The 23,090-nt window shown below is 62.7% G+C and carries 33 protein-coding genes; 8 read left to right on the top strand and 25 right to left on the bottom strand.

Annotated features, from left to right (window positions below):
• Nucleotides 1-6: 6 nt before the first annotated feature.
• The 4 genes from NKJ73_RS10125 to NKJ73_RS10110 are packed head-to-tail and all read right to left on the bottom strand — an operon-like array spanning nt 7 to nt 2,298.
• The gene (locus tag NKJ73_RS10125; protein ID WP_352569226.1) at nt 7-342 is read right to left on the bottom strand and encodes a hypothetical protein; all 336 of its coding nucleotides are present in this window, start codon (nt 340-342) and stop codon (nt 7-9) included.
• Nucleotides 342-704: a hypothetical protein gene (locus tag NKJ73_RS10120; RefSeq protein WP_352569224.1), complete on the bottom strand. Its 363-nt coding sequence runs from the start codon at nt 702-704 to the stop codon at nt 342-344. Before NKJ73_RS10120 ends, NKJ73_RS10125 begins: the two co-directional genes overlap by 1 nt.
• Nucleotides 704-1,924: an NRAMP family divalent metal transporter gene (locus tag NKJ73_RS10115; RefSeq protein ID WP_023676163.1), complete on the bottom strand. Its 1,221-nt coding sequence runs from the start codon at nt 1,922-1,924 to the stop codon at nt 704-706. Before NKJ73_RS10115 ends, NKJ73_RS10120 begins: the two co-directional genes overlap by 1 nt.
• A complete protein-coding gene (locus NKJ73_RS10110; protein WP_352569223.1) occupies nt 1,921-2,298 on the bottom strand; it encodes a hypothetical protein in 378 nt (125 codons plus the stop codon). The genes NKJ73_RS10115 and NKJ73_RS10110 overlap by 4 nt, the downstream gene beginning before the upstream one ends.
• A 240-nt stretch (nt 2,299-2,538) precedes the next feature.
• On the opposite strand from NKJ73_RS10110, the gene NKJ73_RS10105 reads away from it, so the two are divergent.
• From NKJ73_RS10105 to NKJ73_RS10095, 3 genes are read left to right on the top strand one after another with little or no spacing between them, the layout of a single operon-like run.
• Nucleotides 2,539-2,754 carry a DUF2934 domain-containing protein gene (locus NKJ73_RS10105; RefSeq protein WP_023676165.1) on the top strand — a complete coding sequence of 72 codons (216 nt, stop codon included), beginning with the start codon at nt 2,539-2,541 and terminating at the stop codon, nt 2,752-2,754.
• Nucleotides 2,755-2,759: 5 nt separating this feature from the next.
• A complete protein-coding gene (locus NKJ73_RS10100; RefSeq protein ID WP_280952094.1) occupies nt 2,760-2,888 on the top strand; it encodes a hypothetical protein in 129 nt (42 codons plus the stop codon).
• Between the two features lie 8 nt (nt 2,889-2,896).
• The gene (locus NKJ73_RS10095) at nt 2,897-3,085 is read left to right on the top strand and encodes a hypothetical protein (protein WP_156937321.1); all 189 of its coding nucleotides are present in this window, start codon (nt 2,897-2,899) and stop codon (nt 3,083-3,085) included.
• Here the strand turns inward: NKJ73_RS10095 and NKJ73_RS10090 are convergent.
• From NKJ73_RS10090 to NKJ73_RS10065, 6 genes are all read right to left on the bottom strand, one after another.
• The gene (locus NKJ73_RS10090; RefSeq protein WP_352569222.1) at nt 3,071-3,832 is read right to left on the bottom strand and encodes a GntR family transcriptional regulator; all 762 of its coding nucleotides are present in this window, start codon (nt 3,830-3,832) and stop codon (nt 3,071-3,073) included. The two genes, NKJ73_RS10095 and NKJ73_RS10090, sit on opposite strands and share 15 nt — an antisense overlap.
• A 70-nt stretch (nt 3,833-3,902) precedes the next feature.
• A complete protein-coding gene (locus NKJ73_RS10085; RefSeq protein ID WP_023676169.1) occupies nt 3,903-4,685 on the bottom strand; it encodes an SDR family NAD(P)-dependent oxidoreductase in 783 nt (260 codons plus the stop codon).
• 98 nt (nt 4,686-4,783) lie between these two features.
• Nucleotides 4,784-5,698: a PfkB family carbohydrate kinase gene (locus NKJ73_RS10080; RefSeq protein WP_023676170.1), complete on the bottom strand. Its 915-nt coding sequence runs from the start codon at nt 5,696-5,698 to the stop codon at nt 4,784-4,786.
• Nucleotides 5,695-6,894, bottom strand: coding sequence for a mannonate dehydratase (gene uxuA / locus NKJ73_RS10075; protein WP_352457403.1), 1,200 nt, complete (start codon nt 6,892-6,894; stop codon nt 5,695-5,697). Before uxuA ends, NKJ73_RS10080 begins: the two co-directional genes overlap by 4 nt.
• A gap of 148 nt (nt 6,895-7,042) precedes the next feature.
• Entirely contained in the window at nt 7,043-7,702 is a 660-nt protein-coding gene (locus NKJ73_RS10070; RefSeq protein WP_352457402.1) for a ThuA domain-containing protein, read from the bottom strand.
• 11 nt (nt 7,703-7,713) lie between these two features.
• Nucleotides 7,714-8,811: a Gfo/Idh/MocA family protein gene (locus tag NKJ73_RS10065; protein WP_352457401.1), complete on the bottom strand. Its 1,098-nt coding sequence runs from the start codon at nt 8,809-8,811 to the stop codon at nt 7,714-7,716.
• A 240-nt stretch (nt 8,812-9,051) separates the two neighbouring features.
• On the opposite strand from NKJ73_RS10065, the gene NKJ73_RS10060 reads away from it, so the two are divergent.
• A complete protein-coding gene (locus NKJ73_RS10060) occupies nt 9,052-9,960 on the top strand; it encodes a dihydrodipicolinate synthase family protein (protein ID WP_352457400.1) in 909 nt (302 codons plus the stop codon).
• On the opposite strand, the gene NKJ73_RS10055 is transcribed toward NKJ73_RS10060, so the two are convergent.
• The 6 genes from NKJ73_RS10055 to NKJ73_RS10030 all read right to left on the bottom strand — a co-directional run bounded on the left by NKJ73_RS10055 (nt 9,961) and on the right by NKJ73_RS10030 (nt 12,438).
• Nucleotides 9,961-10,341 carry a DUF1801 domain-containing protein gene (locus NKJ73_RS10055; protein WP_352457399.1) on the bottom strand — a complete coding sequence of 127 codons (381 nt, stop codon included), beginning with the start codon at nt 10,339-10,341 and terminating at the stop codon, nt 9,961-9,963.
• A gap of 109 nt (nt 10,342-10,450) precedes the next feature.
• Nucleotides 10,451-10,921, bottom strand: a complete 471-nt coding sequence (locus NKJ73_RS10050; protein WP_352569221.1) for a DUF1801 domain-containing protein — start codon at nt 10,919-10,921, stop codon at nt 10,451-10,453.
• A 4-nt stretch (nt 10,922-10,925) separates the two neighbouring features.
• Entirely contained in the window at nt 10,926-11,156 is a 231-nt protein-coding gene (locus tag NKJ73_RS10045; protein ID WP_023716563.1) for a hypothetical protein, read from the bottom strand.
• Nucleotides 11,157-11,243: 87 nt separating this feature from the next.
• Nucleotides 11,244-11,636 carry a VOC family protein gene (locus NKJ73_RS10040; RefSeq protein WP_352451012.1) on the bottom strand — a complete coding sequence of 131 codons (393 nt, stop codon included), beginning with the start codon at nt 11,634-11,636 and terminating at the stop codon, nt 11,244-11,246.
• A gap of 71 nt (nt 11,637-11,707) precedes the next feature.
• Nucleotides 11,708-12,118: an SRPBCC family protein gene (locus tag NKJ73_RS10035; protein WP_023676179.1), complete on the bottom strand. Its 411-nt coding sequence runs from the start codon at nt 12,116-12,118 to the stop codon at nt 11,708-11,710.
• The gene (locus NKJ73_RS10030) at nt 12,115-12,438 is read right to left on the bottom strand and encodes an ArsR/SmtB family transcription factor (RefSeq protein WP_023676180.1); all 324 of its coding nucleotides are present in this window, start codon (nt 12,436-12,438) and stop codon (nt 12,115-12,117) included. The genes NKJ73_RS10035 and NKJ73_RS10030 overlap by 4 nt, the downstream gene beginning before the upstream one ends.
• Before the next feature lie 251 nt (nt 12,439-12,689).
• Between NKJ73_RS10030 and NKJ73_RS10025 the strand changes: the two genes are divergently transcribed.
• The 4 genes from NKJ73_RS10025 (at nt 12,690) to NKJ73_RS10010 (ending at nt 14,092) form a co-directional block, all read left to right on the top strand.
• A complete protein-coding gene (locus NKJ73_RS10025) occupies nt 12,690-12,932 on the top strand; it encodes a type II toxin-antitoxin system Phd/YefM family antitoxin (RefSeq protein ID WP_023676181.1) in 243 nt (80 codons plus the stop codon).
• Nucleotides 12,929-13,357 carry a type II toxin-antitoxin system VapC family toxin gene (locus NKJ73_RS10020; protein WP_352457397.1) on the top strand — a complete coding sequence of 143 codons (429 nt, stop codon included), beginning with the start codon at nt 12,929-12,931 and terminating at the stop codon, nt 13,355-13,357. The genes NKJ73_RS10025 and NKJ73_RS10020 overlap by 4 nt, the downstream gene beginning before the upstream one ends.
• A gap of 107 nt (nt 13,358-13,464) precedes the next feature.
• Nucleotides 13,465-13,695, top strand: coding sequence for an AbrB/MazE/SpoVT family DNA-binding domain-containing protein (locus tag NKJ73_RS10015; protein WP_023676182.1), 231 nt, complete (start codon nt 13,465-13,467; stop codon nt 13,693-13,695).
• Nucleotides 13,685-14,092 carry a PIN domain-containing protein gene (locus NKJ73_RS10010; protein ID WP_023676183.1) on the top strand — a complete coding sequence of 136 codons (408 nt, stop codon included), beginning with the start codon at nt 13,685-13,687 and terminating at the stop codon, nt 14,090-14,092. Before NKJ73_RS10015 ends, NKJ73_RS10010 begins: the two co-directional genes overlap by 11 nt.
• Nucleotides 14,093-14,179: 87 nt before the next feature.
• Here the strand turns inward: NKJ73_RS10010 and NKJ73_RS10005 are convergent, their stop codons facing one another.
• The 9 genes from NKJ73_RS10005 to NKJ73_RS09965 all read right to left on the bottom strand — a co-directional run bounded on the left by NKJ73_RS10005 (nt 14,180) and on the right by NKJ73_RS09965 (nt 23,020).
• On the bottom strand, nt 14,180-15,436 hold the full coding sequence (locus NKJ73_RS10005; RefSeq protein WP_023676184.1) for an RNA polymerase sigma factor: 1,257 nt from the start codon (nt 15,434-15,436) through the stop codon (nt 14,180-14,182).
• Between the two features lie 86 nt (nt 15,437-15,522).
• Nucleotides 15,523-15,924, bottom strand: coding sequence for a YciI family protein (locus NKJ73_RS10000; RefSeq protein WP_051406115.1), 402 nt, complete (start codon nt 15,922-15,924; stop codon nt 15,523-15,525).
• A gap of 204 nt (nt 15,925-16,128) precedes the next feature.
• A complete protein-coding gene (locus NKJ73_RS09995) occupies nt 16,129-16,911 on the bottom strand; it encodes an ABC transporter ATP-binding protein (protein WP_352451005.1) in 783 nt (260 codons plus the stop codon).
• Between the two features lie 10 nt (nt 16,912-16,921).
• Entirely contained in the window at nt 16,922-17,719 is a 798-nt protein-coding gene (locus NKJ73_RS09990; protein WP_352569437.1) for an ABC transporter permease, read from the bottom strand.
• Nucleotides 17,720-17,816: 97 nt separating this feature from the next.
• Complete coding sequence (locus NKJ73_RS09985) at nt 17,817-18,818, bottom strand: ABC transporter substrate-binding protein (RefSeq protein WP_502896672.1); 1,002 nt, start codon at nt 18,816-18,818, stop codon at nt 17,817-17,819.
• Nucleotides 18,819-19,042: 224 nt separating this feature from the next.
• The gene (gene hutC / locus NKJ73_RS09980) at nt 19,043-19,774 is read right to left on the bottom strand and encodes a histidine utilization transcriptional repressor HutC (protein ID WP_352457599.1); all 732 of its coding nucleotides are present in this window, start codon (nt 19,772-19,774) and stop codon (nt 19,043-19,045) included.
• 31 nt (nt 19,775-19,805) lie between these two features.
• Entirely contained in the window at nt 19,806-20,828 is a 1,023-nt protein-coding gene (locus tag NKJ73_RS09975) for a zinc-dependent alcohol dehydrogenase (RefSeq protein ID WP_352569219.1), read from the bottom strand.
• 15 nt (nt 20,829-20,843) lie between these two features.
• Nucleotides 20,844-22,166, bottom strand: a complete 1,323-nt coding sequence (gene hisD, locus NKJ73_RS09970) for a histidinol dehydrogenase (protein ID WP_352569218.1) — start codon at nt 22,164-22,166, stop codon at nt 20,844-20,846.
• A gap of 80 nt (nt 22,167-22,246) precedes the next feature.
• Nucleotides 22,247-23,020 (bottom strand): SDR family NAD(P)-dependent oxidoreductase, encoded by a 774-nt coding sequence (locus NKJ73_RS09965; RefSeq protein ID WP_352569217.1) that lies wholly within the window; start codon nt 23,018-23,020, stop codon nt 22,247-22,249.
• Between the last annotated feature and the right edge of the window lie 70 nt (nt 23,021-23,090).

Here is a 23,090-nt window from a genome sequence, read left to right as displayed (position 1 = left end):
TATCGTTCATTCCGGTTTATCGCCCTCGATACTCCCCTTCATACCGGAAAGTTCTTCTGTCGTGCATAACAACCGCGGCCGCGCCGGGTCGGAGATGTCGAGCTTGTCCCAGGGAATGCGGTACACGCTGTCGCGACTGCGCAATCGAAAGGCGTCGAGGACCGAAATGCCGATGGCCGAAGCGGACAGACGCTCGAAGGCCGCGTAGATGCCGACATGGTACTCGGTAACCACCAGGTCGTCGCCATCCGGTTCGGCGCGTATCTCCTCGATACGGCCGATGCTTTTGCCGTGCGAAAGCACATTCCTGCCAGCCAATTGCTCAAGATTGACGGTGGCCATCATCCAGCTCCCGGAATACGCCCAATGACATGATCGCGCAGCCAGTCCTGCCAGTCGAAAATCGCCGTTTCGCGGACGTCGATATCGAACTCGATGTTGACGCCGATGTCGCGCACCTTGTTCCAGGCGATGCGGTGCGGCTCGGCATGGCGCTTGCCGCCGAGCCTTGCCGCAACCCGCGCCATCCAGCGCCCGGGTCGCTCGCCAAGCCGACGCCCCAGCGTGATCGAGCCGAGCTCGACCGCAACGATTTTAGGCGGCTCGCCTGGCCTGAGCTCGGCCACCAGCCCGTCGACCTTGCCGATCTTGACCTGCTCGCGGTCGACTACTTGCTTGTCCAGGATGTCGCGCAGCAACTTCATCACGTGCCTCCGAATATCTGCAAAGGAATGGTCACGATCGCGAGCACGAAACCGAGCGCGATGATGAAGATGACCGCGGCATTCGCTATCATGCCATTGCGGTGCTCGCCGACATAACGCTCGTCATTCAGCAGGAAGAGGAACGGCACCACGGTCAGCGGCAGGCTGGCGGCCGTCAGCGCCATGGAAAAGATGGTGAGCTTCAGCGGATCGAGGCCCAGTGCGATCGGAATGGCGGCGAGAACCAACAAGATCGTATAGACGGTGCTGAAACCCGGGTCGTCGCGCGGTTTCAGGTTCTCGCCCCAAGTCCAGCCGAAACCCTGCGCCACAAGGTAGGCTTGCTGCAGGCCGATTTCGAGCGCGGCACCGAAGCAGGCAATGCCTAGTGAAGCAACGAACAGGACAAATCCCCAGAAACCGAAGATCGGAATCAGCATCAGTGGCAGTTGGTGGTAGTCATCGACCTGCTCTATGCCGTGCGCGGCCAGCACGAGCGCCGCCACAATCAGCACACCGATAGCGATTGTGCCGCCAAAACTCATGCCCAGGCCGGCAATGGCCCGATTGGCTCCGAGATAGCTCTTGTCCCACTCGTCCTCGATCGCTCCCGACGAATAGAACATGAACAGATAGGGCGAGATCGACGCACCAAGAATGCTGACCGCCATGAACCAGTAGTTGGCCGCGTCGTGATCCGGCAGTGTGGGCACGGCCCCGGCCGCGACCTGCTCCCAATCGGGCTTCAGCATGACTGCGCCAACCACGAAGCACAGCGTGACCAGCCCGAGGATCGCGACGCCTTTTTCGATGAATCCGAACGTGCCTTTCCAAAGGAACAGCCATGCCAGAAAAGCGACCGGCAGCGCCCACCACTGAAAGCCGATGCCGGTGGCGAGCTCGAGCGCAATGGCAACACCGCCGATTTCGGCTGCCATGACCAGGAAGTTGACCAGCAAGGTCGCAAGCAACGGCCACAGAAAGGCGTTGAAGCCAAACCGTTCCCGGATCCCGTCGGCGATGGTGTGATGGCTAACTGCGGCGAAGCGTCCGGCCATTTCGACCAGGAAGATGATGCAGAACGTGCCCAGGACGACGGCCCATATCAGCTGAAACCTGAACGCCGCGCCGGCCTGAGCGGCGGTCGCCACTGATCCGACCTCAAGAAAGCCGCCAACGCTGGTGACGACGCCGAGCGATATTTCGAGCAGCTTCTTCATGATTTCGGCGCGAAATATTTCGCGTAGGACGTGCTCAGATCGGCGGCGGCGGCCCGCAGATCCTGCTGCGCGTGTTCCACTTCCGAGCGGTTGCCGTTCTGCACGGCCGTCGCCGCGCGAATTACCGCTGCCGAAAGCCGTCCAACCGCCATCGTCAGACCGGCTTGCCCGCTGGGCTCAGGCGACTTGGCGGACTGGATTTGCGCACCGGCATCGGCGAGCGCCTTGCCGGCCGATTGCAAAGTGCGCGACGTGTATTCCGACGGGGCTCCCCCAGCGATCCAGCTCTCCAGGACCAGCGATGCAGTCTGTGTGGCGGAAGCCGCGGTTTTCGACTGCTGCTCGACCTGGTCGGAAGGCGAGCATGCCGTCAATACAAATATTATCAGCAGCAAGCACGGGCGGTCTGGTCGAAGACCGACGGCTGTAACGGCATTTACAATACGTGCTTGTAGCGTTGCTGCCACACGATTGTTCTCCCCGCACCAAGCGACTTCGGCGCGAAGTTTGATCTAGAGCGCTGGGTGATCAGGTCAACTGAACCGCGATGAACGGCGCTGGCACCGCGGAACAAACCAGCGATCGCCGGATTAGGGGCTGAGGAGGCAAAGGCCATGGATAGGGAAGAGCGTATCAGGCAGCGAGCCCATGAGATCTGGGAGCGCGAAGGCCGTCCGCAAGGACGCGAGCGCGAGCACTGGGATCAGGCCGTGCAGGAGATCGAAGCTGAGGGTTCCGAGGCCGAACGCGGCCCGGTCGTGCCCGATCCAACGGTCGAGGCCGGCTCCGATCCGGAGGCACGCGGCAGCAAGCGGCGGCGAGGGACATGAGGCCGATGCCTCGTTTCGTCGCCTGGATCGTGGTCGTACTGGTCGTGCTGTTCGCCGCCTGGCTGATGATCGGGCGCGACAGAACCGGCGGCGGAGGTCAGCCCACGCCGCACGCAATTGATCAAAATGGATAGGAGCCGACATGACGGGAACCGATACTCATCCTGAACAAGACCCGGCGGAAGGATCGCGATCGGTAGTGGAAAATCAGCTCCGCAAGGAGCAAGGCGGCGAGGGTCAAGATCGCAAAGCCGAGCCAGCTTCCGACAAATCCGGCAGCAAGACCAAGACGCCTTCGGAAGCGCGCAAGAAAGGCTCAGGCTTGGATTGAGCCGGCCGAAAGCAGGCTCACACTGCCGTTTGCCGCGAAATAATAGGGATAGCGCTCCTGGACGATTTCGAGCACCTCGAAGATGCGGCGAAGATGCGTTCGCATCGCCTCTTCCGCCGCAAACGCGTCGGCCTGCTCAAGCGCATCGACAATCCGCCGATGCTGGCCGAGGACCACCGACATGCTGTCGAGGCGCGGAAAAGACAGGAAGCGGAAGCGGTCCATGTGCAGCTTCGCCGCGCTGATGTCGGCCCAGATTCCGGGAAACCCGGCATGACTGGCGATATGCTGGTGGAACAGCTCGTCCGACTTGAAGAAGCGCCTGTCGTCCGCGATGGAGGCGAACGTCTCCTGGACGGCCAGTTCGCCTTTTAGCACGGCAAGCAGGTCAGCACGGCGCGGGCTCTCGACCGCGCGCTTGATCAGGCCGACTTCGAGCGCTTCGCGCAGGAACTGCGATTTCTCGAGATCGGCAATCCGGAGCGGCGCCACCATGCTGCCGCGCTGCGGATAAATGTCGATCAAGCCAAGACCGGCCAGCCGGGCGAGCGCCTCCCTGACCGGCGTGCGGCTCACGCCGAGGGCTTCCGACATCGCCTTTTCAGAAATCAGCTCGTGCGGCTTCAGGCGGAAGGTCAGGATCTGGTCGAGCAGAACCTCGAACGTCCTCGCCGCGACCGATACGCCGGGGCCGGTTTCGCCCAACCGCCCCTCGGTGATGGTCCGCATTCCCAAAAGCCCTGCCATCGGCGACCCCTTATTGGCTCTGCAGCTTCAAGCCGTTCATGAAATGCCTGCGCAAGCAGCAGCGCCGACGTTATTCCTTGCGCGGAGAACCGCCGATGCGCGCCAGCAGGCCGCCATCGACGCGTACGACCTCGCCGGTGACGAAGGAGGCATCGTCGGACAGCAGGAAGGCGACGACTGCGGCAATCTCTTGCGGCCGGGCGGTACGGCCGAGCGGATGCATATTGTCGAGGATGCGCAGGATCTCGTCGGGCTTATCGTTGAGTTTCACCGCATCCCGCAGCATCGGCGTGTCGACCGCACCCGGAGCGACGGCATTGACGCGCACGCCGAGCGGCGCATAGTCGACGGCCATCGATTTGACCAGGCCGATCAGGCCGTGCTTGGCCGTGCTGTAGGCCAGAACCCCTTCCTGGCTGGCCAGACCCTGCACCGAGCTCATATGGACGATGGCGCCGCGGCTTTGCCGCAGCAGCGGCATCGCCGCGCGGGAGAGCAGGTAGGCAGCCTTGAGGTTGACGTTCATCACCTCGTCCCAAAGCGCCTCGTCCGTGGTCTCCACCGTTCCGTAACGCTGGATGCCGGCATTGTGGGAGAGCATGTCGAGCCCGCCGAACGCGGACCGGGCAAGCTCGACGGCGCGGCCACAGGCCTCAGTGTCGGCGGTCGAGCCAAGCACGGTGTGCACGGTCACGCCGCGCGCCGAAAGCTGCGCCGCTACCTCATCCAACTGATCGCCCGCCCGGTCGAACAGGATCAGGTCGACGCCTTGCTCGGCCAGTCTTTCGGCGACAGCACGGCCAATGCCCATGGCCGCCCCGGTGACCAGTGCGCGTTTTTTGAACTCAGCCATTTATCCTCCCTCGAACAGTTGCGCAGCGACTGCCATGGTAGTCGACGGGCGCCACTTGACGTGCTCTTTCCACCGAGCCGGCCCAAGCGTGTTCGGCATCATGTCGATCCTTGCATGAAAGCCAGCGTTTCCGCGCGCGTCGGTGCGCCAAGACGTCCGCCAAAGCGCAGGCATTTCAGGGCGGCGGCGGCGCTGGCCACTGCTATCGCCCGCTCTTCGTCCCAACCTTCGGCCAGGCCGAGAGCGAAGGTGCCGTGGAACACGTCGCCTGCCGCCAGAGTGTCGACGGCTTCGACCCGCGGCGACGGCAGATGACGGACGTCATTGCTGCCCGAGTAGCGGAACACGGTGCCGTTCGCCCCATCGGTGACCGCCACGAAGGCGCCGGTCCGTTCGCCGAGAATGGCGACGGCAGAACCGGCGGATATCTCCGGACCGCAAAGGATGCGTGCCGCCGGCAGCGAAGCAACGACATGCGAGGCGAGCGGCAGCAGCCGGTCGAGCACCGGTCGCGACGCGACATCGGCGTCAAGGATCGCCGGGATGCCGCACTCGCGAGCCTTCGCCAGCGCCAGGGCCGCGGCTCCGGGCCAGCGGACATCAACCAGCACGGCGTCGAAGCGGGAAAAATCCGCGGGCGGAAGACGGTCAGGATCGGCTTGCGTGACTGCATCGTAGAAGGGCACAATCATACGCTCGCCGGCGGCATCGACCAGGATGGTGGCAATGGCCGAGCGGCCACCTTCAACCCTGCGCACCAGCGAACAGTCGACCCGCTCCGCCTCCATCTGGCCGATGACATCGCGGCCGACAGCATCGTCGCCGACGCTTGCCCATAGCCAGACCTGCCCGCCCTGGCGGCTGGCCGACGCGGCCGCGCTTGCTGCCATGCCGGCCGCGATCTGCACGGCCTCGCTTGGCAGGAACTTGCCGGCGCCGGAGGGCAGGACATCGAGGCGCAAGATCGTGTCGTAGGTGAGCGCGCCGACGCAGAGCAGGCGGGGCGCCGTCATTGCAGCCGGTAGCCGCGCTGATGGGCAATCGCCGTCATCACGCCTCTCAATTCGGCAAGGCCGCGAAGACGGCCGATCACGGGGTAGCCGGGATGGGTGTGCCGCGCGGCGTCATCGATCAGCTCGTGGCCATGATCCGGGCGAAAGGGCAGCAGCGCCGCCGGTTCCCCGGCGTCGCGGCGGCGTTGCTGCTCGTCGAGCAAGATCGAAACCACCGACACCATGTCCACATCGCCGCTCAGATGCTCGGATTCCATGAACGAGCCGTCCGGGTCCTTGCTGACGTTGCGCAGATGCACGAAGTTGATCTTGTGCGCAAAGCGGCTGGCGATGGCGGGCACGTCATTGGCCGGGTTGGCGCCCAGCGACCCCGTGCACAAGGTAAGGCCGCTATGGGCCGATGGCACTGCGTCCAGGATAAAGGCGATGTCGTCCGCGTTCTTGACGATCCGGCACAGGCCGACGAGATCGCGCGGCGGATCGTCCGGGTGGATCGCCAACGTGACGCCCGCCTCTTCGGCCGCCGGCAGCACGTTTTCGAGAAAACGGACGACGTTCTCGCGCAGCCGGTCGTGCGACAGGCCCGATTGCTCGGCCACCACTTCGCGCAATTCCGCTATGTTATAGCGCTTGAAGGCGCCCGGCAGGCCGGCCATGATGTTGGCAAGCAGACGCTCTTTTGACGCATCCGGCGTCGCCTCGAACCATTCGCTTGCCCGCTGGAGAACATCGGACGCATAGTCGCGCTCAGATCCCTTGCGCTGCAGCATGTAGCAATCGAACGCGGCAAGCTCGTGCATGTTCATGCGGAGCGCCCGTCCGCCGCCCGGCAGCGGCGCAGCCAGGTCGGTCCGGGTCCAGTCGAGGATCAGCATGAAGTTATAGCAGACCGTGCGCACACCGCAGGCGCCGAGATTGCGTAAGGTCTGCCCGAAATTGTCGTAGAGCCGGTCGAGATCGCCGCGGCCGAGCTTGATGTCCTCGTGCACGGGCACACTCTCGACGACGCTCCATTTGAGGCCCATCGCCGGATCCGCCTCGATAAGCGCCTGGCGCTGCCTGATAGCGTGGATCGGCCAGACTTCGCCGTAAGGGATGTCGTGCAGTGCCGTCACGATACCGGTCGCGCCGGCCTGCCTGGCATGGGCAAGCGTTGCTGCGTCGCTCGGCCCAAACCATCGCCACGTCTGCTCCATTCGACCTCCAGCGACGGAATTTTCGATGAGCCCCCGGTGTATTGGATGCTACCATGGCAGTCAATTGCCGCAGTCCAGTGCCTGTGTCCGCGTTCGGGCGGCCGCCCCATGAGAGATTACAACGATACGTGGCGTTCAGATTGAACGGCTATCCAAGGTCCGAGTTTCGGCTGGCCCAAATCGCGCCGCGTTCGAACATCGTGCGCATTTGCGGCACGGCGAACTCGTCGGCGGTGTGCCCGAGCGCGCTGTAGAAGACGCGGCCCTTGCCGTAGCGGCGCTTCCAGACAACCGGCATGACGACGCCGGCGATGAAATCGAGATGCTCGCCGGTGAAAGTAGTCGTCGCCAGCACCTCGTTGGTCGGATCGACATGCATGTAATACTGCTCTGAACGGTAGGCGAAGTCGTCGATGCCCTGCATGACCGGATCGCCTGGCCTGGTGATGTCGACGTGATAGTCGATGATGTTGCCGGGATGGGCGACCCACTGGCCGCCGGTCATGAACTGGTATTCCGGCTCGTTGCGGAAGCTGTCGCACATCGTGCCGTGAAAGCCCGCAAGGCCGGTGCCGGCCCCGACGGCGCTGGTCAGGTTTTGCAGCTCCGGCTTTTCGATCGTCGACATGGTGATCACCGGGACAATGAGATCGAGCATGCCCAGCTGCGGATCGGCAAGCGCCGAAGTCCCCTGCTCCAGCTGCACGTCGAAGCCGTTGCCGGCCAGCATCTCCTTGACGATTTCGGCGCTCCGGGCCGGGGTGTGACCTTCCCAGCCGCCCCAGAAAATCAGTGCCGTCTTGCTCATCGCATTATTCCCTATTCCAGAATTCCGAAAGGCAGGTCGGCCTGCATCGGCGCCGGCCGGGCGCAGCCATATCTCAGGTCGATACGCTGGCCTATCTCTGCTGAAGAGATGATCGATTCCATGATTTCCAGGACATGGAGGGAAAGATCGAGGCTGGCGCGGTGTTGCCTGCCCGAGACGACCGCCTGCGCCATGTCGGCAAGGCCGAGGCCCCGGTAATTGCCGTCGCCATACGAATGGATCTGATCGGCCACCGTCCAGTCGCCCTTGCGCTGGCTGGTCCTGATGTCGCCCTGAAACTGGTTGGGATCGGAGACGATCATCGAGCCCTTGGTTCCGTAAAGTTCGATGTGATTGTGTTCATGCTTCCAGACGTCGAAGCTGGTGGTGATCGAGACCGCGGCGCCATTCTCGAATGCGAGCAGGCCGGAAATATGGGTCGGCACCTCGACCCGGATGGTTTCGCCCTGGCGCGGTCCAGAACCGATGGTGCGGGTGGCGTAGGAAGACTTCGCCTGCCCGGTCACGGATTTTACCGGACCCAGGAGATTGACCAGGCAGGTCAGATAGTACGGTCCCATGTCGAGCATTGGCCCACCGCCGGGCTGATAGTAGAAATCCGGATTGGGATGCCAGAGCTCGTGGCCGGGCACCTGCATGAAGGCAGAGCCGGCGACAATGGTCCCAGCCGTATCCTCATCGACCAGCCGCCGCGCCGTCTGGTGGGAGCCGCCAAGAAAGGTGTCGGGTGCGCAGCCGACGCGCACGCCCTGTTCGCGCGCCGCCGCGACCAGCCGCTCGGCGTCGCTGAGCGTCGTTGCCAGCGGCTTCTCGGAATAGACGTGCTTGCCTTGCCCGACAGCCTGCAGGCCGACCGGCACATGATGCTGCGGCGTCGTCAGATTGAGCACGATCTCGACGCGCGGATCGGCCAACAGCGCGTCGACCGGCATGGCAGCCAGGCCGTAGGCCGCTGCCTTCGCCTCGGCTGCCGCCCGGTTGATGTCGGCGACGCCGACAATGTCGAGCACCGGGAATTGTGGCGATGCCTTCAGATAGGCATCCGAAATGTTGCCGCAGCCGATAATGCCGACACCGATCCTCCGCATGGGCTTCTCCTCAAAAGGCGGCATTGATGAAACAGCAGAACTCGTTTGTCACCCCCCTTTCGGCCAGACGACGTTATCCCGTGACAAGGATATACCTCGAGAGCCTCAGAACCGCCGCCCGATCACAATCGCGCGCCTATGCGCGAGCCGCTTGCTTTCGAGGTCGAACGGCCGGTACTCAGCAACATTGCTTCATGTAGCTTGCTCGACATTTTTGATGCCGGCTTTAGAAGGACGCAAATGATCCGCCCACAAGGAACCATCGCACCGATCCTGACGCCGTTCGAAAACGACGGCCGGATCGCCCGCGATCTCTGGATATCCCACGCCAAATGGGTGCTGGATCAGGGAGCGCATTTCCTGTCGCCGTTCGGTACCACGGGCGAGGCCTTGTCCGTCTCGTTGCGCGAGCGCATGCAAGCGCTGGAGTGGCTGGTCGAGGCCGGCATTTCGCCAAGCCATCTGATGCCCGGCACCGGTGTCACAGCACTTGCCGAGACCGTCGAGCTGACGGCGCATGCCGTCGGGCTCGGCTGTGCCGGGGTGATGGTGCTGCCGTCGTTCTTCTATACGGCCGCCGGCGACAACGGACAGGCCCGCTACTATGGCGAGCTGATCGAACGGGTGGCGAACCCGGCGATGAGGATGATCCTCTACCACATCCCGCAGAATTCCGGCGTACCGGTGAGCCCGCCGCTGACCGCCCGCTTGAGCCAAGCGTTTCCGGATGTCGTGGTGGCTTACAAGGACAGCGCCGGCGATTGGAACAACACCGCGGCGGTCATTGCGGCAGCCCCAAGGGTCGCGGTGTTCCCGAGCTCGGAAGCACAGCTGACGAAAGGCCTCGCCAACGGTGCTGCGGGATGCATCTCGGCGACGGTCAATCTAAATGCCGCAGCGATCCGGGCCCTCTACGACGCAGCACTGGCGGGAGAGGACATTACTGACGCGGATGCCGCCATCAAGGCGTTCCGCAAAATCATCCAGGACGCCGGCCTCATCTCCGCGATGAAGGCAGTGCTGGCGGTACGGGCCGGCGACAGACGCTGGCTGAACCTGCGCGCGCCGCATGAGAACGCGACGCAAGCCACCGGCGAAGCTTTGCTCGCCGCTCTCGGCCCGCTAGCCGACCATATCGGCCGGAGCTGACTATCGGGCCGTGTTCAGGGCGGCAGCAGCGCGTATCAGCGCCTTGAACGCATTCTCATCTATGTCTTCGCCCTCACGGATATCGATGGCGCGCCTGGTGTTGCCTTCGAGACTGGAGTTGAACAGGCCTGAAGGATCCGGCAGGGAGGCGCCCTTTGCGAAGGTCACCTTCACGACGTTGTTGTAGGTCTCGCCGGTGCAGATTATTCCGGCGTGCGACCACACCGGAACGCCTCGCCACTTCCACTCCTCGACCACTTCCGGGTCAGCCTGCTTGACGAGAGCGCGGACATGGGAAAGCGTCTTGCCTCGCCAATCGCCCAGCTCACTGATCCTCGCATCTATCAGCTGAGAGGGGGAGCTCTCTGCATTTCCTTCCATAGAGCCACTCTTCATCACCATTGTCGCTTTCCCTAGGGTTGTTGCCGCTCGCCCGTCACATGAATACCGCTAGTCGGCACCGGGTTTGCGGGAATGACTGGCATTCCACTCACATTCGCTCGCCAGGCAACTGGCTGGCTTGCTTTACCCAGTCGGTGAGTTGAGCTTCGTCGAGCTGGTCGTCCTCGCGGATGTCGAGGTAGCGCACGTCCTTGTGCTTGGACTCGCCTGGAGGGAAAGGATGCAGCGACGTGCCGCGGAAGAAAGCCAGCTTGATGTACTTTGTGAAGCAATGGAAGTTGAGGAACCAGCCTTGACCCTCTACGCCATAGAAGGGCGAGTTCCATTTGACGGCCTTGCGCAGGTTGGGAACGTTGCGCTCGATGAGTGCGTCGAGGCGGCGGCCGACGTCGCGTTTCCAGCCCGGCATGGCCGCGATGTAGGCCTGCACAGGAGCGTCACCATCACCCTTCGGGATCTGCGGGTTGCCGCCTGCGAGGAGGACCGGCTTGGCGGCTGCAGGCTTGGCGGCGGGCTTCTTCGCGACCGCCGCTGACTTGATGGACGTCTTGTTGGCCATGCGTTCACTCCAATGCGCCGGTGCCCCCTGCGTTGCGCCACTTGGGAGCGTAAGGCAGCACGAACATGTACAGTCCGGTAAGCAGGAGCAAGCCGAGTGGAAACAGCGGCAAGAGGTATACCCAGTAGGCGGGTTCCTTGCCTGCTCCCAGGCTGATGAAGATGGCGGCGACGACCGCCGCAAAGATGATCGACAGCCAGCGGTGGATCTGCCGAACCCATTTGTTCCAATCCATTGAGACCTCCTCTGAAGACGAACCGAAGCGGATCGGGCGGCCCGTTTGGCGACTCCCGCCGGGCAGCCACGCCACTGAACGCATGCTTTACCAGCGCGCCAGTTGGGTGATTTGAACGAGATTGCCGCAGTTGTCGTTCAGCTGGGCGATGGTCGAGCCGGTTACTTCGGTCGGCGGCATCGTGAACTCGGCGCCGCGCGCTTTTATGCGCTCGTAGTCGCCCTTGACGTTATCGGTGAAGAACATGACCGCGGGCTGGCCCTGCTGGAAAATGGCTTGCTGGTAGGCCTTGGCCGCCGGGTTGTCATTGAGCGCGAGTTGCAGCTCGGCACCGTCCGGCTCGTCGGGTGATGCGACGGTCAGCCAGCGAAACGGCCCATTGCTGAAATCGGCCTTCTTGGTAAAGCCGAGCGTTTCGGTGTAAAAGCCCAGTGCCTTTTCCTGGTCGTCCACGTATACTTTGGCCAACTTGATCTTCATTGGCTTGCCTCCATTATCGCCTCGTGATGTCGCTCTGTAACAGAGCCCTTGCTTGGATAGCCCAGCGGATCTCAGTCCGTCCGCGCCAGAACCTGCTCCAGATCGTCAAAGAACCTCGGCCAGCCGACTTTGGCACCCCGGAAGTAAGGCTGCTGATCCGGCCGGAAGCCCGACTGTTCCATGCGCAAGCGGGCTCCGGTGCTCGTGGGGGTGAGGGTCCAGGAGACGACACTCTTGAGATCCTTGGTATCCCACGTGTAAGTCAGTGTTCTGTTCGGCTCGACCGTCTGCACCTGACACTCGACAGAGCCCCAGTCTGCGTGAAGATTGAAGCGGTGGTTCGCGACAGGTTTGAAGTCATTTTTCATGAGCCACTCCTCGATCAAGTGTGGTTGCGTGAGCGCGCGCCAGATCTTCTCGGGCGGATAAGCGATTTCCCGTTCAACAATGACGGAGAGTGTTTCGGTCGACGTTCGGTTCACTGGTCCATCCTTTTGAGCAGGTCTTCGAGGTCGTCGAACCGGCTCTGCCAGAACCCGGTCATCTGGCTTGTCCAGTCAATCAGGGGGGCAAGCGCAGCAAGCTGCGCGCTATAATGGGTCTGTCGCCCTGCATGGCGGTCGCGCACGAGCCCGGCCTGCCTCAAAACGCCGAGATGTTTTGACACGGCCGGTTGCGAGATCCCGGCCTGAGCCGTCAGAGCCCCGACCGTCTGCTCTCCTTCGCGACACAGCCGCTCAAAAATAGCGCGCCGAGTCGGATCGGCAAGCGTTCTGAAGAGTACATCGTGAGCCTTTGGCATTGGGATCGATAACCCTTCGGCTATTGATCGATGTATAACCACCGGGATATGTGTGAGTCAAGCGGGAAGCGGCACAATTCTCGTTGCAGGAGCGATCACCTGCTTCGCTCACACAGCGGTCTGCTTCAAGAAGTGGAACGAGCGCCGCGACGGTCGCTGACCTGGGGGCAGCCTGGTGTGCCAAAGTACTCTGCGCTGGAATCGTCAAGTGTGATGCGCTATATGACTATCTACATGGTCAGGAGCGTGACATGGACGCGGTCAATCTGGCGGACGCCAAGGCACATCTGAGTGAGCTCGTCGACCGGGTTGAAGCTGGAGACTCGATCGACATAACCCGGCGTGGCAAGCCGGTCGCCAGGCTCACGGCCGTGGCCCGCCCTCGCAAACGGATCGACGCCGTCCTGCTCCAATCCCTGACCGCAACCATGCCTCTGCAGGCTCAGGCTGCCACCGATCTGGTGCGATCGATGCGAGATGGCGATCGCTATTGACGTCCTATCTCGATACTTCGCTGATCATCGCGGCGCTATCCAACGAAGCCATGACCGCGCGCGTTCAGGGCTGGCTGGCGGAGCAGGACCCTGCGCAACTTGTGATCAGCGACTGGACCATCACCGAGATGTCCTGCGCCATGGCGATCAAGCTTCGGACCGGACAAATCGACCTGGAGCAACGCGCGGCAGCGCTCGCGATGTTCAATAAGCTTGTCGCTGAGAGCTTCACCGTGCTGCCGGTGACGGGCGGGCATTTTCGGGTCGCCGCGAAATTCGCCGATCAGCATATGCTCGGGCTTCGTGCTGGCGACGCCCTGCACCTCGCGACGGCATCGGAGCATGGCGCCACGGTGTGGACCCTCGACCAGCGGCTCGCCGAGGCAGGACCGATTCTCGGCGTGCCGACGCAGTTGCTGGCATGATCGAGGCCCTCTCCTCCAAAATGAATAAACCGATTGGCTGCAATTCTTGACCTTGACGACTTGTGGATATACATTTCTTCCAGCGTATATCTAAGAGAGGAAGTGGCATGCAGGTCGCCAAATGGGGAAACAGTCTTGCGGTCCGCCTTCCCGCCGCTGTGGTCGAAGCGCTTGAACTCAGGGAAGGCGATGAGATCGAAATCCATGTCGCTGACGCCCGCCAGCTTGGCGTCGCGCGGAAGCCCGGGCGTGAGGAGTTGCTGAAGCGTCTCCGCGCCTTCCGCGGTCGGCTTCCCGCTGACTTCAAATTCGATCGGGACGAGGCAAATGCCCGTTAGTTTTTTCGATACCAATGTCCTTCTTCATATCGCGTCAGGCGACACGGCGAAGGCGGATCGGGCCGAGGCGGTCATCGCCGATGGCGGGGCGATCAGCGTGCAGGTTCTCAATGAACTCACCAATGTCGCGCGTCGGAAGATGCAAATGTCATGGGACGAAACGCATGCGCTGCTGACCACGCTGCGCGGCCTGTTGACGGTTCATCCGCTCACGCTCGAGACCCACGAAACAGGATTGAGGCTCGCCGAGCGGTACGGCCTTTCCACCTATGACGCGATGATCGCCTCCGCGGCGGTTCACGCTGGCTGCGATACACTTTGGTCGGAGGACATGCAGCACGCAATGGCGCTCGACGAAGGCTTGCGCATCGTTAATCCCTTTCGCGTTGCGAGCTGATCACGCTCATTGAAGGGGGCTGGCCGGGAGCGAACTGGCGGCTTTCGATGTTGCCGAGCGGCGCGTCGGGCACGGAGAGCGATGCTGTCAACCACAAGCGTCTGCGCGGGCGAGGAGAAAGGCCGCTTCGCGCACGTTGCGGGTGAGCTTGGCCGCAGCCTCGAATTCGGCGCGGGCCTCGGCCAGCCGGCCGGCCCGAAACAGAAAATCGCCCCTCGCCGCCGGCAATGGCGCATAATTGCGCAAGGCGGCGGCGTCGGCAATCTCGTCTACCAGCCGCAGGCCCGCTTCGGGCCCGAAGGCCATGCTGTGGGCGACCGCTCGATTGAGATCGACCACCGGCGAGGGCATCACTGCACGCAGCCGGTCGTAGAGCGCTGCGATACGGGGCCAGTCGGTATCGGCCGGACTGCGCGCCCGCGCGTGACAGGCTGCAAGCGCGGCCTGCAACACATAGGGGCCATCGCCCCCGAGGGCTTCGGCACGGGCCAGCGCGTCAAGGCCTCGGCGGATCAGCAGCTGGTCCCAGCGCGCGCGGTTTTGCTCGGTCAGGGTCAAGAGGGCGCCGTCCGGCCCGATGCGTGCCGGCAGGCGCGATGCCTGGATTTCCATCAGAGCCAGCAGGCCGAACACCTCGGCATCCTCGGCCATCAACCCCGCCAGCATGCGGCCGAGCCGTTGTGCCTCCAGGCACAGGCTCGGGCGGACAAGGTCGTCGCCTGCCGTGGCAGCATAGCCTTCATTGAAGATGAGATAGATGACCTCCAGCACCGAGGACAGACGCGCCGCACGCTCGGCGCCGCGCGGCACCTCGAAGCTGAGCCCGGCCTTTCCGATCGTCCTCTTTGCGCGGACGATGCGCTGGGCGATCGTCACCTCGCTCGACAGGAAAGCACGGGCGATCTCGTCCGTCGTCAGGCCGCCGATGACACGCAGCGTGAGGGCCGCGCGGGCGTCGGCCGAAAGTATGGGGTGGCAGGCTGTGAAGATGAGGCCCAGCAGCTCGTCGCCAAGATCGTCGTTCATGGCCATTTCGTTTCCCTCGGCCGTACCATCGCAGTCGCCGTCCAGCTCCCGCGCGATCTCCTCATGCTTGCGCTCGCGCATCTTGTCGCGACGGATCGCGTCGATGGCGCGGCGTTTGGCGACCGTCATCAGCCAAGCGCCGGGATTAGCCGGAACGCCGGTCCTGGACCATTCGGATAGGGCTATGACGAGGGCGTCCTGCACCAGTTCCTCTGCAAGATCGACATTGCGCACGAGGCGGGCCAGGCCCGCGATGAGCCGGGCACGTTCAATGCGAAAAATCGCCTCGATCGCCTGCTGCGTCTCGCCTGCCGTCATGCTGCCTTATCGGCCAAAGCCATAACGAAGGCAAAGCAGGTTGCGGCCGACAGGTTCAGTTGCCGCTGAGCTTCTCGCGCGTCCGGTCATGGATTTCCGTGACCTCCGGCGTCAGATTCCCATTGCCAATCAGCCATCTCGTACAGCGGCCGGATTTCAATCTCGCTCGGTCCGGGCATGGGATTGGGGCAGCGCTTCACCCAGGCGACAGCCTCGTCCATGTCCTTGACTTCCCAGAGCCAAAAGCCGGCGACCAGTTCGCGGGTCTCGGCGAAAGGCCCGTCGATGACCGTCCGGCGGGGACCATCGAACGCAACGCGCTTGCCCTGCGAGGAGGGCTTGAGGCCATCGGCGTCGAGCAAGATGCCGGCATTGCGCAGCTCGTCGTTGAACCTGCCCATCGCCTCCATCGCCTCCTTCGCCTCGGGCGTGGGGACAAAGCCCTTTTCGCTGTCCTCGGTAGCCTTCACGAGCACCATCACACGCATCGTCTGTCTCCTTGTTGAGCCGGACTCACCGGCCGGCATCGAAACGACGAACGGAGTTTAGGAAATCGACATTGTCCTGCAAATTTTTTTCGAGGTTGAGGAGAAAGCCGCCGATCGCGGCTCCCCTGGTCAGGAATCGCGATGGCGCGATATCGAGATTGGGCGCAACGGTGGTCGCCGATTGTAAGTAATTGAGTGGCCCGCCTAAACCATTTCGGGACGTTTTGAAGCCTCGCGGATCGCCTTGTGTACGCTGCGCTGCAAATCCATGAAGGCCGGGGTTTCCATGACCTCTTCCCGGCGCGGGCGCTCGATATCGACATTGAAGGTCTGCATGATGCGTCCCGGGCCGATCCCCATCACGACGATGCGGTCCGACAGGTAGACGGCTTCTTCCACATCATGGGTGACGAAGAGCACGGTGAGCCTGTGCTCCTCCCAGATCTGCGTCAGGAGTTCCTGCATCTGATGCCTGGTCAAGGCATCGAGCGCGCCAAAGGGCTCGTCCATCAGAAGCATTTTGGGTCGATAGGAAAGAGCACGCGCTATGGCCACCCGTTGCTTCATGCCGCCCGAAAGCTCAGACGGATAACGATTGGCGCTGTGAGGGAGCTTGACCAGATCGAGATGCTCGCGTGCTATCCTGCGGCAGGTCGCGCGATCATGACCCGCGGCCTTGAGGGCGAACTCGATGTTCTGCTGCGCCGTCAGCCAGGGAAGCAGGGTGTAGGACTGGAAGACGACGCCGCGGTCGAGGCCCGGCTGCAGGATCGGCGCGCCATCGATGGCAAGATCTCCCGCGTCGAAATCCTGCAGTCCGGCAACGATCGACAGCAGCGTGCTCTTGCCGCAACCCGACGTGCCCACCAGCGAGACGAACTCGTTGTCGGCAAGATCGAGATTGATATCGCGCAGCACTTCCGTGCGCCGCGCGCCCGTGCCGAAGCTCTTGTGGAGACCCTCGATCCGCAGTTTGGGCAAACTCATCGGCCCGGCCTCATTGCACGTGGCCCTCCTGCCGGAACAGCACTTTTCCCAGTGCCTTCATGACCTGGTCGGTGATGAGGCCAAGCACGCCCAGCAGCAGGATGTAGCCGATGATGGTGTTTGTCTGGAAATAACGCTGGGACACGGTGATGCGGTAGCCGAGCCCTGATGTCGCCGCGACAAGTTCCGCCAACACCAGCCAGGTCCATGCCCAGCCGAGACTGATGCGCAACGTGTCCCAGATGCCTGGCAAGGCGCTGGGAACCACGATGCGGGTCAGGATCCTGCGATCCGGCAGGCCGAGTGTCCTGCCAAGGCCAATGAAATCAGCGGGAACCCGCTTCACATTGTCCATGATCATCAGCACCTGCTGAAAGAAGGTGCCGATGAAGATGATCAGGAACTTCTGGGCATCGCCCGTCCCCGACCACAGGATGGAGAGGGGCACGAAAGCGACCACCGGCATGTAGCGGATGAAATCCACAAGCGGCTCGATCGCCGCTTCCCAAGTCCTGAAGCTGCCGATCAGCACGCCAATCGGAATCGCCAATGCCGAGGCGATGAGGAAGCCAACAGAAATACGGTATATCGAGGTCCTGAGGTCCAGCCACAGCGTGCCGTCACCCGAGAGCTTGCCGAGCTGGGTCACCACGCTCCCCGGCGAGGGCAGGAAAATCGGCTTTACCAGCCCCAGCCCTGTTGCCGCCCACCAAGCAAGACCGAGGCCGGCAAAAACCGCCACTGCTATCATCAGGAAGCGCGAGCGTGCGATGGGCGCGCCGATCCCGGAGGATCGGCGACGGCGCATCGGCTGTTTGATCACCGGCCCCGGCGCTGCGTGAGACGGGCTTGGCTTGGTCGCACGCTGCTCGGACATTTGCGTCACCACCGCGAGCCGGCCCTCGTCATTTCGCGGCCTTGACGAATGACGGGTCGATCATCTGCTCCGGCGTCACGTCCGCCTGAAGCAGCCCGGCGTTCTTGGCGGCTGCCTCGACATCGGCGAATGTCTTGGTGGAAAATTCGCCCGTCAGCGCATCCTTGTTTTCGGCGAGAGTATAGTAACGCACGCCATCAAAGGCGGTGTTGAGGTCTTCGACGCTCGAACCGACTGCCTTGGAGATGATCGCCCGGCCGTCGGGCGTGTCGGCATTGTAAGCCTTCAGGGCCGCATCCCAGGTCTTGATCATGGCAAGCACCTGGCCGGGACGCGACTTGATCACCTCATCCCGCACCACGAACACGTCACTGATCAGGCCGGGATCTTCGCCTGCGGTGAAGAGCAGCTTGACGTCCTTGTTCTGTGCCCTGGCCGCGGTGAGATAAGGCTCATAGGTAACCGCGACCGGAACCTGGCCAGCGATCAACGCGCTGCCGGCATCCGCCGCCGGCATGGGAACCGGCTGGACATCGGCGATGGACATGCCGTTCTTGGCGAGCGCGTATTTGAGCAGGATGTCGCTCGTCGTGCCTTCCTCAAAAGCCACCTGTTTGCCCTTGAGGTCGGCGACGGAGGCGATGTCCTTGCCGGCGATCATGGCGTCCGCCGTCATGCTGACGTCGAGCAGAAGCACGATCTTCACCGGCAGGCCGGCCGCAACCATTCCCATAGCCGTGTGGGTCGCGATGTTGGCGGCATCGAGCTGGCCGCTCGCCAGGGCGGCGTTGATGTCCTTGTCCTCGGCGAAGTTCACGATCTGCACGTCGGACAGCCCGTTTGCCTTGAACAGACCTTTGGCTTCGGCGACGTGCCACTGGCCGTAGCCAAGCCATGGCTCGATGCCGATCTTGAATGTTCCTGCCTCAGGCGTCGCCGGAATTGTCGTGTCGGCCGCGCAGACCGCCGGGGCAAACCCGACGGCAGCAGCCATAACGAGTGCCCGAAATTGTCCTGCTAGGTTACGCATCATCTTGTTCCCCTTGATGATCAGGCCGCTTTTTTGAACCAAACATCCGGCCTGGTGAGAATGCGGGCTTCTGCTCTTGCGGCACCGTGCCTCGGCATCTTAGCTGTTCGTTCAACGAAAGTGCGACGACACTTCAACGTCAGCAACAGCGGATGTCAAGGCTAAATACATACATGCATATACAAGTTAGCCCCTCCTTCCGACTCTGATTCGCTTCACTGCGATCAGGGTTTTTTGGATGGAGAATATCGACTGCCAAGCGAGTAGCGGCTGCCAACGTAAGTCAGCTTACTGATCGTGGCAACGACGGCGCCCGTCCATGTCCGGCGATGCAGAAACAGGCAGCAGCTGCCGACGTCGATGCCCAGATACCGCGCCGTCTCGGCATCGGCAGGGGTCGCCGAGATGATGTGCTCGACCTCCGTCACCGGGGTTTTCTGCATGAGGTAGTCGTAGGTCGCTGTCCTGGAAAAATCCTGCTTGTCATAGTCGGGTATCAGGCCCGGGTTGACGAAGCGCTCTTCCAGTTGCACAGGCAGGTCGTTCTCGAAGTTGACGACGATGGAATGATAGACCGACACGCGCTTTGCAAACTCGAACGAAAGCGCGAGCTCCTTTGTCGGCATGATCTTTTCGAGGACGATAACCTCGGAGCGATGCCTGTTTCCCCGCGCGACAATTTCCGCCGCGATGTTGTTGATCTCGATCAGTGCGGATTGCGGTCGAGGTGGCGCGATGAATGTGCCGACGCCCTGGAGCCGGATCAGAAAACCCGCAGAGGTCAACTCCCGCAAGGCACGATGGACCGTCATCCGAGACACGCCGAGTGTCGCCACGAATTCATTTTCGGACGGCAGCTTGCGGTCCTTGCTCCATCGCCCCGTTCCGATGTTCGTCAGGATGTAGTCCTTGACCTTCTCGTAAAGAGGGCTGGCGGTGTCGGGCAAAGTGATCATTTCAAAAATCCTTTCCGGCAAGGTTCGGAAATCACACGCGCCCGGCAGACCGCATCCGGATGATTGTTTTCAAACCATCGCCCTGCCCCGCCAACAGCCGCTCATAGGCTGCGGGAACATCATCCAGGCCGATCTCGCGGTCGATCAGTTCGACCATGGGCTCGGTCAATTCGCCGAGCATCCGGATGGCGTCGGGAAGCTCATCGGCAAAGGCGTGGCATCCCAGCAATGCGATTTCGCGTTCAACCAGGATGTTGGGATCGATATCGAGGCGGCCGTGGAATATGCCGACCATCGCAACGGTGCCGCCGGCATCGAGAACGCCGAGCAACTGGCCGAGTGCTGCGACGCTGCCGGTTGCTTCGACGGCAGCGAGCAAGGGGGCATCCGCGGTGGCGGCGGCAATGGCGTCCCGGTTCAAATCGACGATGCTGGCGCCGGTCACACGCGCCACGCGGGCGCAGCGGCCAGGGTTGCGATCGGCGACGAGCACGGTACCTGCGAATGTCCGGGAAAGCAGCAGTGCGGCAAGCCCGCCGATAGTCCCGCAGCCGACGACAAGAACGGAGCCGGCCGTTTTCGGCAGACGCCGCACTGCGTGCAACGCTACAGCCAGCGGCTCGGCCATCGCCGCGACCCGTTCGTCAAGCACGGCATCGACGACGTGCAGCAGGCGTGCGGGCAGGACCGCCTGTTCGGCAAATCCGCCGTCGCATATCTCGCCGACAAAGCCCAGCGACGTGCAAAGATGCCGCCTGCCTGCATGGCATTGCGCGCATTCTCCACACCAGAAACGGGAATCGGCGACCACGCGGTCGCCAACAGCGACGGTGTCCACGCCCTCGCCGATGGCGATCACCGTGCCTGTCAGCTCATGGCCAGCCGTCGAAGGCGACCGGCTTATCCATTGGCCGGTGCGGAAGTTGTGGAGATCGGAACCGCAAATGCCTGCGGCATCGACCCTCAGCTTCACCCAGCCTGGCTCGGGAGCGCCTGGCGCGGCGATATCCTCGACGCGCAAGTCGCCGGGTCCATGGAGTCGCGCCGCCCTCATCGTCATCGTTTCCGCTCAGCCGGCGAGATAGCGATCGCGGATCTCCGAAACCGCGTTCTCATGCGAGCTGAATCCTTCGTAGCGGGCGAGCCTGCGGGCATGCAGGGCGAGTTCCGGATAGGCCGCCGAGGTCACATAGCCGACCGACGATCTCTTGACGAAATCCGTCACGGAAAGCGGTCCAAAGGTTCGCGCCCACCGGCTGGTCGGCAGCACCGCATTGGGTCCCAGGACGAAGTTGGCGAGGGTCACCGGCGTATGCGGACCCATGAGGATCTCGGCAGCTTCCGTGATACGTCCGAGATGCGCAAATGGCTCCGTTGACAGAATCTCGAGGTGCTCCGGCGCATAGTCGTTGATGAAGCGGTAGCTGTCCTCCAGCGACTCGGTCAGCACGATGCCGCCGCGCTTCCCAGTCAGCACCGCGCGTGAGAACTCCACACGCTGTTCGCTCATCCGGGACCAGTGTTCCGGTATCGCAATCAACGCGGCTTCGGCGACCTTGCGGCTGTGCGTCACCAGGTAGGCCGAGGAATCCGGCCCGTGCTCGGCCTCGATCAACAGGTCAAGAGCAGCCAGGCCGCCGTCGACGCTGTGATCGGCAAAAATGATCGCTTCGGACGGACCGGCGGGGAGACCTGTGTTGATGATCGGGGACAACACGCTCTTTGCCGCCACCACCCACGGGCTCCCCGGCCCGACGATCTTGACGGCAGGCTTCACGGTCTCGGTCCCATAGGCGACGGCGGCGACCGCATGGGCGCCGCCGCACTTGTAGACGGTCTCCACGCCGGCGAGGCGGGCAGCAACCAGCGTCGCGGCGTCGACGGAACCATCCGAAGTCGCAGGCGTCACGATCGCGATCTGGGGAACCCCGGCAATCACCGCCGGAACCGAGGTCATCATCGTCACCGAGGGGAAGGCGCCTTTGCCGCGCGGAACATAAAGCGCGACCGAAGCAATCGGTGTGTATCGGTCACCCGCATAGGCGCCCGGCCGAACTTCCTTGAGCCACATCGTTTCCGGGCGCTGCTCCTCGTGGAAATGCCGGATGTTCTCAATGCCGAACCGGATACTCTCCACGACATCCTTCTCGACCTTGTCGAATGCCGCGTCGAACTCCGCTTCCGAAACTTTCAGTCCACCGTCGGCAACATCGGCTTTGTCGAGTTCGCGTGCAAACCGGAGCAGTGCCGCGTCACCTTCATCCTTGACGGCCTGGATGATTGGACGGACCTTTTCGATGAAGGAAGACAGATCTCCTTCGGCGCGTTTCAGTAAACTGGCCCGCTGATCGACACTGAGGGATGACAGGCGGTGGAAGCTGACGTCAGACATGGCGGCTCCTTTTCTTAGAACGCAATTACGATTAGCGCTTGTCGATCACTTCTGGGACACGTCTCCGGCTCCTGAAGCCTTCAAATCGATGCGAGAAAGCCTCCATCCACGGGAATGGACTGGCCGGTTATGTAGGCTGCCGCATCCGAAGCGAGGAACACCGCGATTCCGTGCAGGTCCGAGAGATCACCAAAACGGCGCTGCGGAATCTTGGCGAGCATCGATTGCTGCCATGCCTCGTTGCTGTAGAACACGTCTGTCATCGCTGTCCTGAAATAGCCAGGCGCAATGGCGTTGACCCGGATCCCGAGATCGGCCCACTCCGCTGCAAGCGCCCGCGTCATGCCGAGGAGGCCTGATTTCGACGAGCCGTACGGCACCGCCGTGGGAACCCCAACCTCGGAGGTCAGCGAGCAGAGATTGATAATGACGCCGGGCCGTCCGGCGTCTCTCATCTGCCGCGCGGCGGCTTGGGCGCAGAAGAAGGCGCCTTTGAGATTCGTATCGATAATCCTGTCCCACAAGACCTCGTCGACATCGAGTGAAGGCCGGACCTCTTCCGTACCTGCATTGTTGACGAGAATATCGAGACCTCCGAGCAGGCTGCTGGCCTCGGCTGTCGCCGCTAGGCAGCGGTCGACATCGGTGACGTCCAGGGCGATGGCGTGCGCGACCCCGCCGGCGGTGCGGATGGCGGCCATCGTCTTCTCGAGCGAGGCCACGCTGCGCGCCGTGACCGCGACGTCGGCGCCGGCCGCGCTGAGCGCCTCGGCGATGCTGCGCCCGATGCCACGGCTTGCGCCGGTTACAAGCGCCTTCCTGCCTGACAGATCGAAGAGAGATGCGTTGCGCATGTCATCCTCCTTGGTAATGTCGCGCTTGGACCGATCGCGTCGAGACTATCCGAATGCAGCTTATCTATAC

It is taken from the genome of Mesorhizobium sp. M0074 (assembly GCF_040322975.1).
Classification (GTDB): Bacteria; Pseudomonadota; Alphaproteobacteria; order Rhizobiales; family Rhizobiaceae; genus Mesorhizobium.
This window is presented reverse-complemented; position numbering and strand designations above follow the sequence as displayed.

What these genes read in the sequence shown, in the direction of transcription:
- NKJ73_RS10120 (WP_352569224.1), bottom strand. Translation starts at nt 704, where the DNA reads ATGAAGTTGCTGCGCGACATCCTGGACAAGCAAGTAGTCGACCGCGAG.
- NKJ73_RS10060 (WP_352457400.1), top strand. Translation starts at nt 9,052, where the DNA reads ATGATCCGCCCACAAGGAACCATCGCACCGATCCTGACGCCGTTCGAA.
- NKJ73_RS09985 (WP_502896672.1), bottom strand. Translation starts at nt 18,818, where the DNA reads ATGCGTAACCTAGCAGGACAATTTCGGGCACTCGTTATGGCTGCTGCC.
- NKJ73_RS10125 (WP_352569226.1), bottom strand. Translation starts at nt 342, where the DNA reads ATGGCCACCGTCAATCTTGAGCAATTGGCTGGCAGGAATGTGCTTTCG.
- NKJ73_RS10015 (WP_023676182.1), top strand. Translation starts at nt 13,465, where the DNA reads ATGCAGGTCGCCAAATGGGGAAACAGTCTTGCGGTCCGCCTTCCCGCC.
- hutC (WP_352457599.1), bottom strand. Translation starts at nt 19,774, where the DNA reads ATGATCACTTTGCCCGACACCGCCAGCCCTCTTTACGAGAAGGTCAAG.
- NKJ73_RS10115 (WP_023676163.1), bottom strand. Translation starts at nt 1,924, where the DNA reads ATGAAGAAGCTGCTCGAAATATCGCTCGGCGTCGTCACCAGCGTTGGC.
- NKJ73_RS10090 (WP_352569222.1), bottom strand. Translation starts at nt 3,832, where the DNA reads ATGGCAGGGCTTTTGGGAATGCGGACCATCACCGAGGGGCGGTTGGGC.
- NKJ73_RS10010 (WP_023676183.1), top strand. Translation starts at nt 13,685, where the DNA reads ATGCCCGTTAGTTTTTTCGATACCAATGTCCTTCTTCATATCGCGTCA.
- uxuA (WP_352457403.1), bottom strand. Translation starts at nt 6,894, where the DNA reads ATGGAGCAGACGTGGCGATGGTTTGGGCCGAGCGACGCAGCAACGCTT.
- NKJ73_RS10025 (WP_023676181.1), top strand. Translation starts at nt 12,690, where the DNA reads ATGGACGCGGTCAATCTGGCGGACGCCAAGGCACATCTGAGTGAGCTC.
- hisD (WP_352569218.1), bottom strand. Translation starts at nt 22,166, where the DNA reads ATGTCTGACGTCAGCTTCCACCGCCTGTCATCCCTCAGTGTCGATCAG.
- NKJ73_RS09995 (WP_352451005.1), bottom strand. Translation starts at nt 16,911, where the DNA reads ATGAGTTTGCCCAAACTGCGGATCGAGGGTCTCCACAAGAGCTTCGGC.
- NKJ73_RS10070 (WP_352457402.1), bottom strand. Translation starts at nt 7,702, where the DNA reads ATGAGCAAGACGGCACTGATTTTCTGGGGCGGCTGGGAAGGTCACACC.
- NKJ73_RS10085 (WP_023676169.1), bottom strand. Translation starts at nt 4,685, where the DNA reads ATGGCTGAGTTCAAAAAACGCGCACTGGTCACCGGGGCGGCCATGGGC.
- NKJ73_RS10040 (WP_352451012.1), bottom strand. Translation starts at nt 11,636, where the DNA reads ATGAAGATCAAGTTGGCCAAAGTATACGTGGACGACCAGGAAAAGGCA.
- NKJ73_RS10030 (WP_023676180.1), bottom strand. Translation starts at nt 12,438, where the DNA reads ATGCCAAAGGCTCACGATGTACTCTTCAGAACGCTTGCCGATCCGACT.
- NKJ73_RS10005 (WP_023676184.1), bottom strand. Translation starts at nt 15,436, where the DNA reads ATGACGGCAGGCGAGACGCAGCAGGCGATCGAGGCGATTTTTCGCATT.
- NKJ73_RS10100 (WP_280952094.1), top strand. Translation starts at nt 2,760, where the DNA reads ATGCCTCGTTTCGTCGCCTGGATCGTGGTCGTACTGGTCGTGCTGTTC.
- NKJ73_RS10055 (WP_352457399.1), bottom strand. Translation starts at nt 10,341, where the DNA reads ATGGAAGGAAATGCAGAGAGCTCCCCCTCTCAGCTGATAGATGCGAGG.
- NKJ73_RS10045 (WP_023716563.1), bottom strand. Translation starts at nt 11,156, where the DNA reads ATGGATTGGAACAAATGGGTTCGGCAGATCCACCGCTGGCTGTCGATC.
- NKJ73_RS10105 (WP_023676165.1), top strand. Translation starts at nt 2,539, where the DNA reads ATGGATAGGGAAGAGCGTATCAGGCAGCGAGCCCATGAGATCTGGGAG.
- NKJ73_RS10080 (WP_023676170.1), bottom strand. Translation starts at nt 5,698, where the DNA reads ATGACGGCGCCCCGCCTGCTCTGCGTCGGCGCGCTCACCTACGACACG.
- NKJ73_RS09990 (WP_352569437.1), bottom strand. Translation starts at nt 17,719, where the DNA reads ATGCGCCGTCGCCGATCCTCCGGGATCGGCGCGCCCATCGCACGCTCG.
- NKJ73_RS10065 (WP_352457401.1), bottom strand. Translation starts at nt 8,811, where the DNA reads ATGCGGAGGATCGGTGTCGGCATTATCGGCTGCGGCAACATTTCGGAT.
- NKJ73_RS10050 (WP_352569221.1), bottom strand. Translation starts at nt 10,921, where the DNA reads ATGGCCAACAAGACGTCCATCAAGTCAGCGGCGGTCGCGAAGAAGCCC.
- NKJ73_RS09975 (WP_352569219.1), bottom strand. Translation starts at nt 20,828, where the DNA reads ATGAGGGCGGCGCGACTCCATGGACCCGGCGACTTGCGCGTCGAGGAT.
- NKJ73_RS10095 (WP_156937321.1), top strand. Translation starts at nt 2,897, where the DNA reads ATGACGGGAACCGATACTCATCCTGAACAAGACCCGGCGGAAGGATCG.
- NKJ73_RS09965 (WP_352569217.1), bottom strand. Translation starts at nt 23,020, where the DNA reads ATGCGCAACGCATCTCTCTTCGATCTGTCAGGCAGGAAGGCGCTTGTA.
- NKJ73_RS10000 (WP_051406115.1), bottom strand. Translation starts at nt 15,924, where the DNA reads ATGCGTGTGATGGTGCTCGTGAAGGCTACCGAGGACAGCGAAAAGGGC.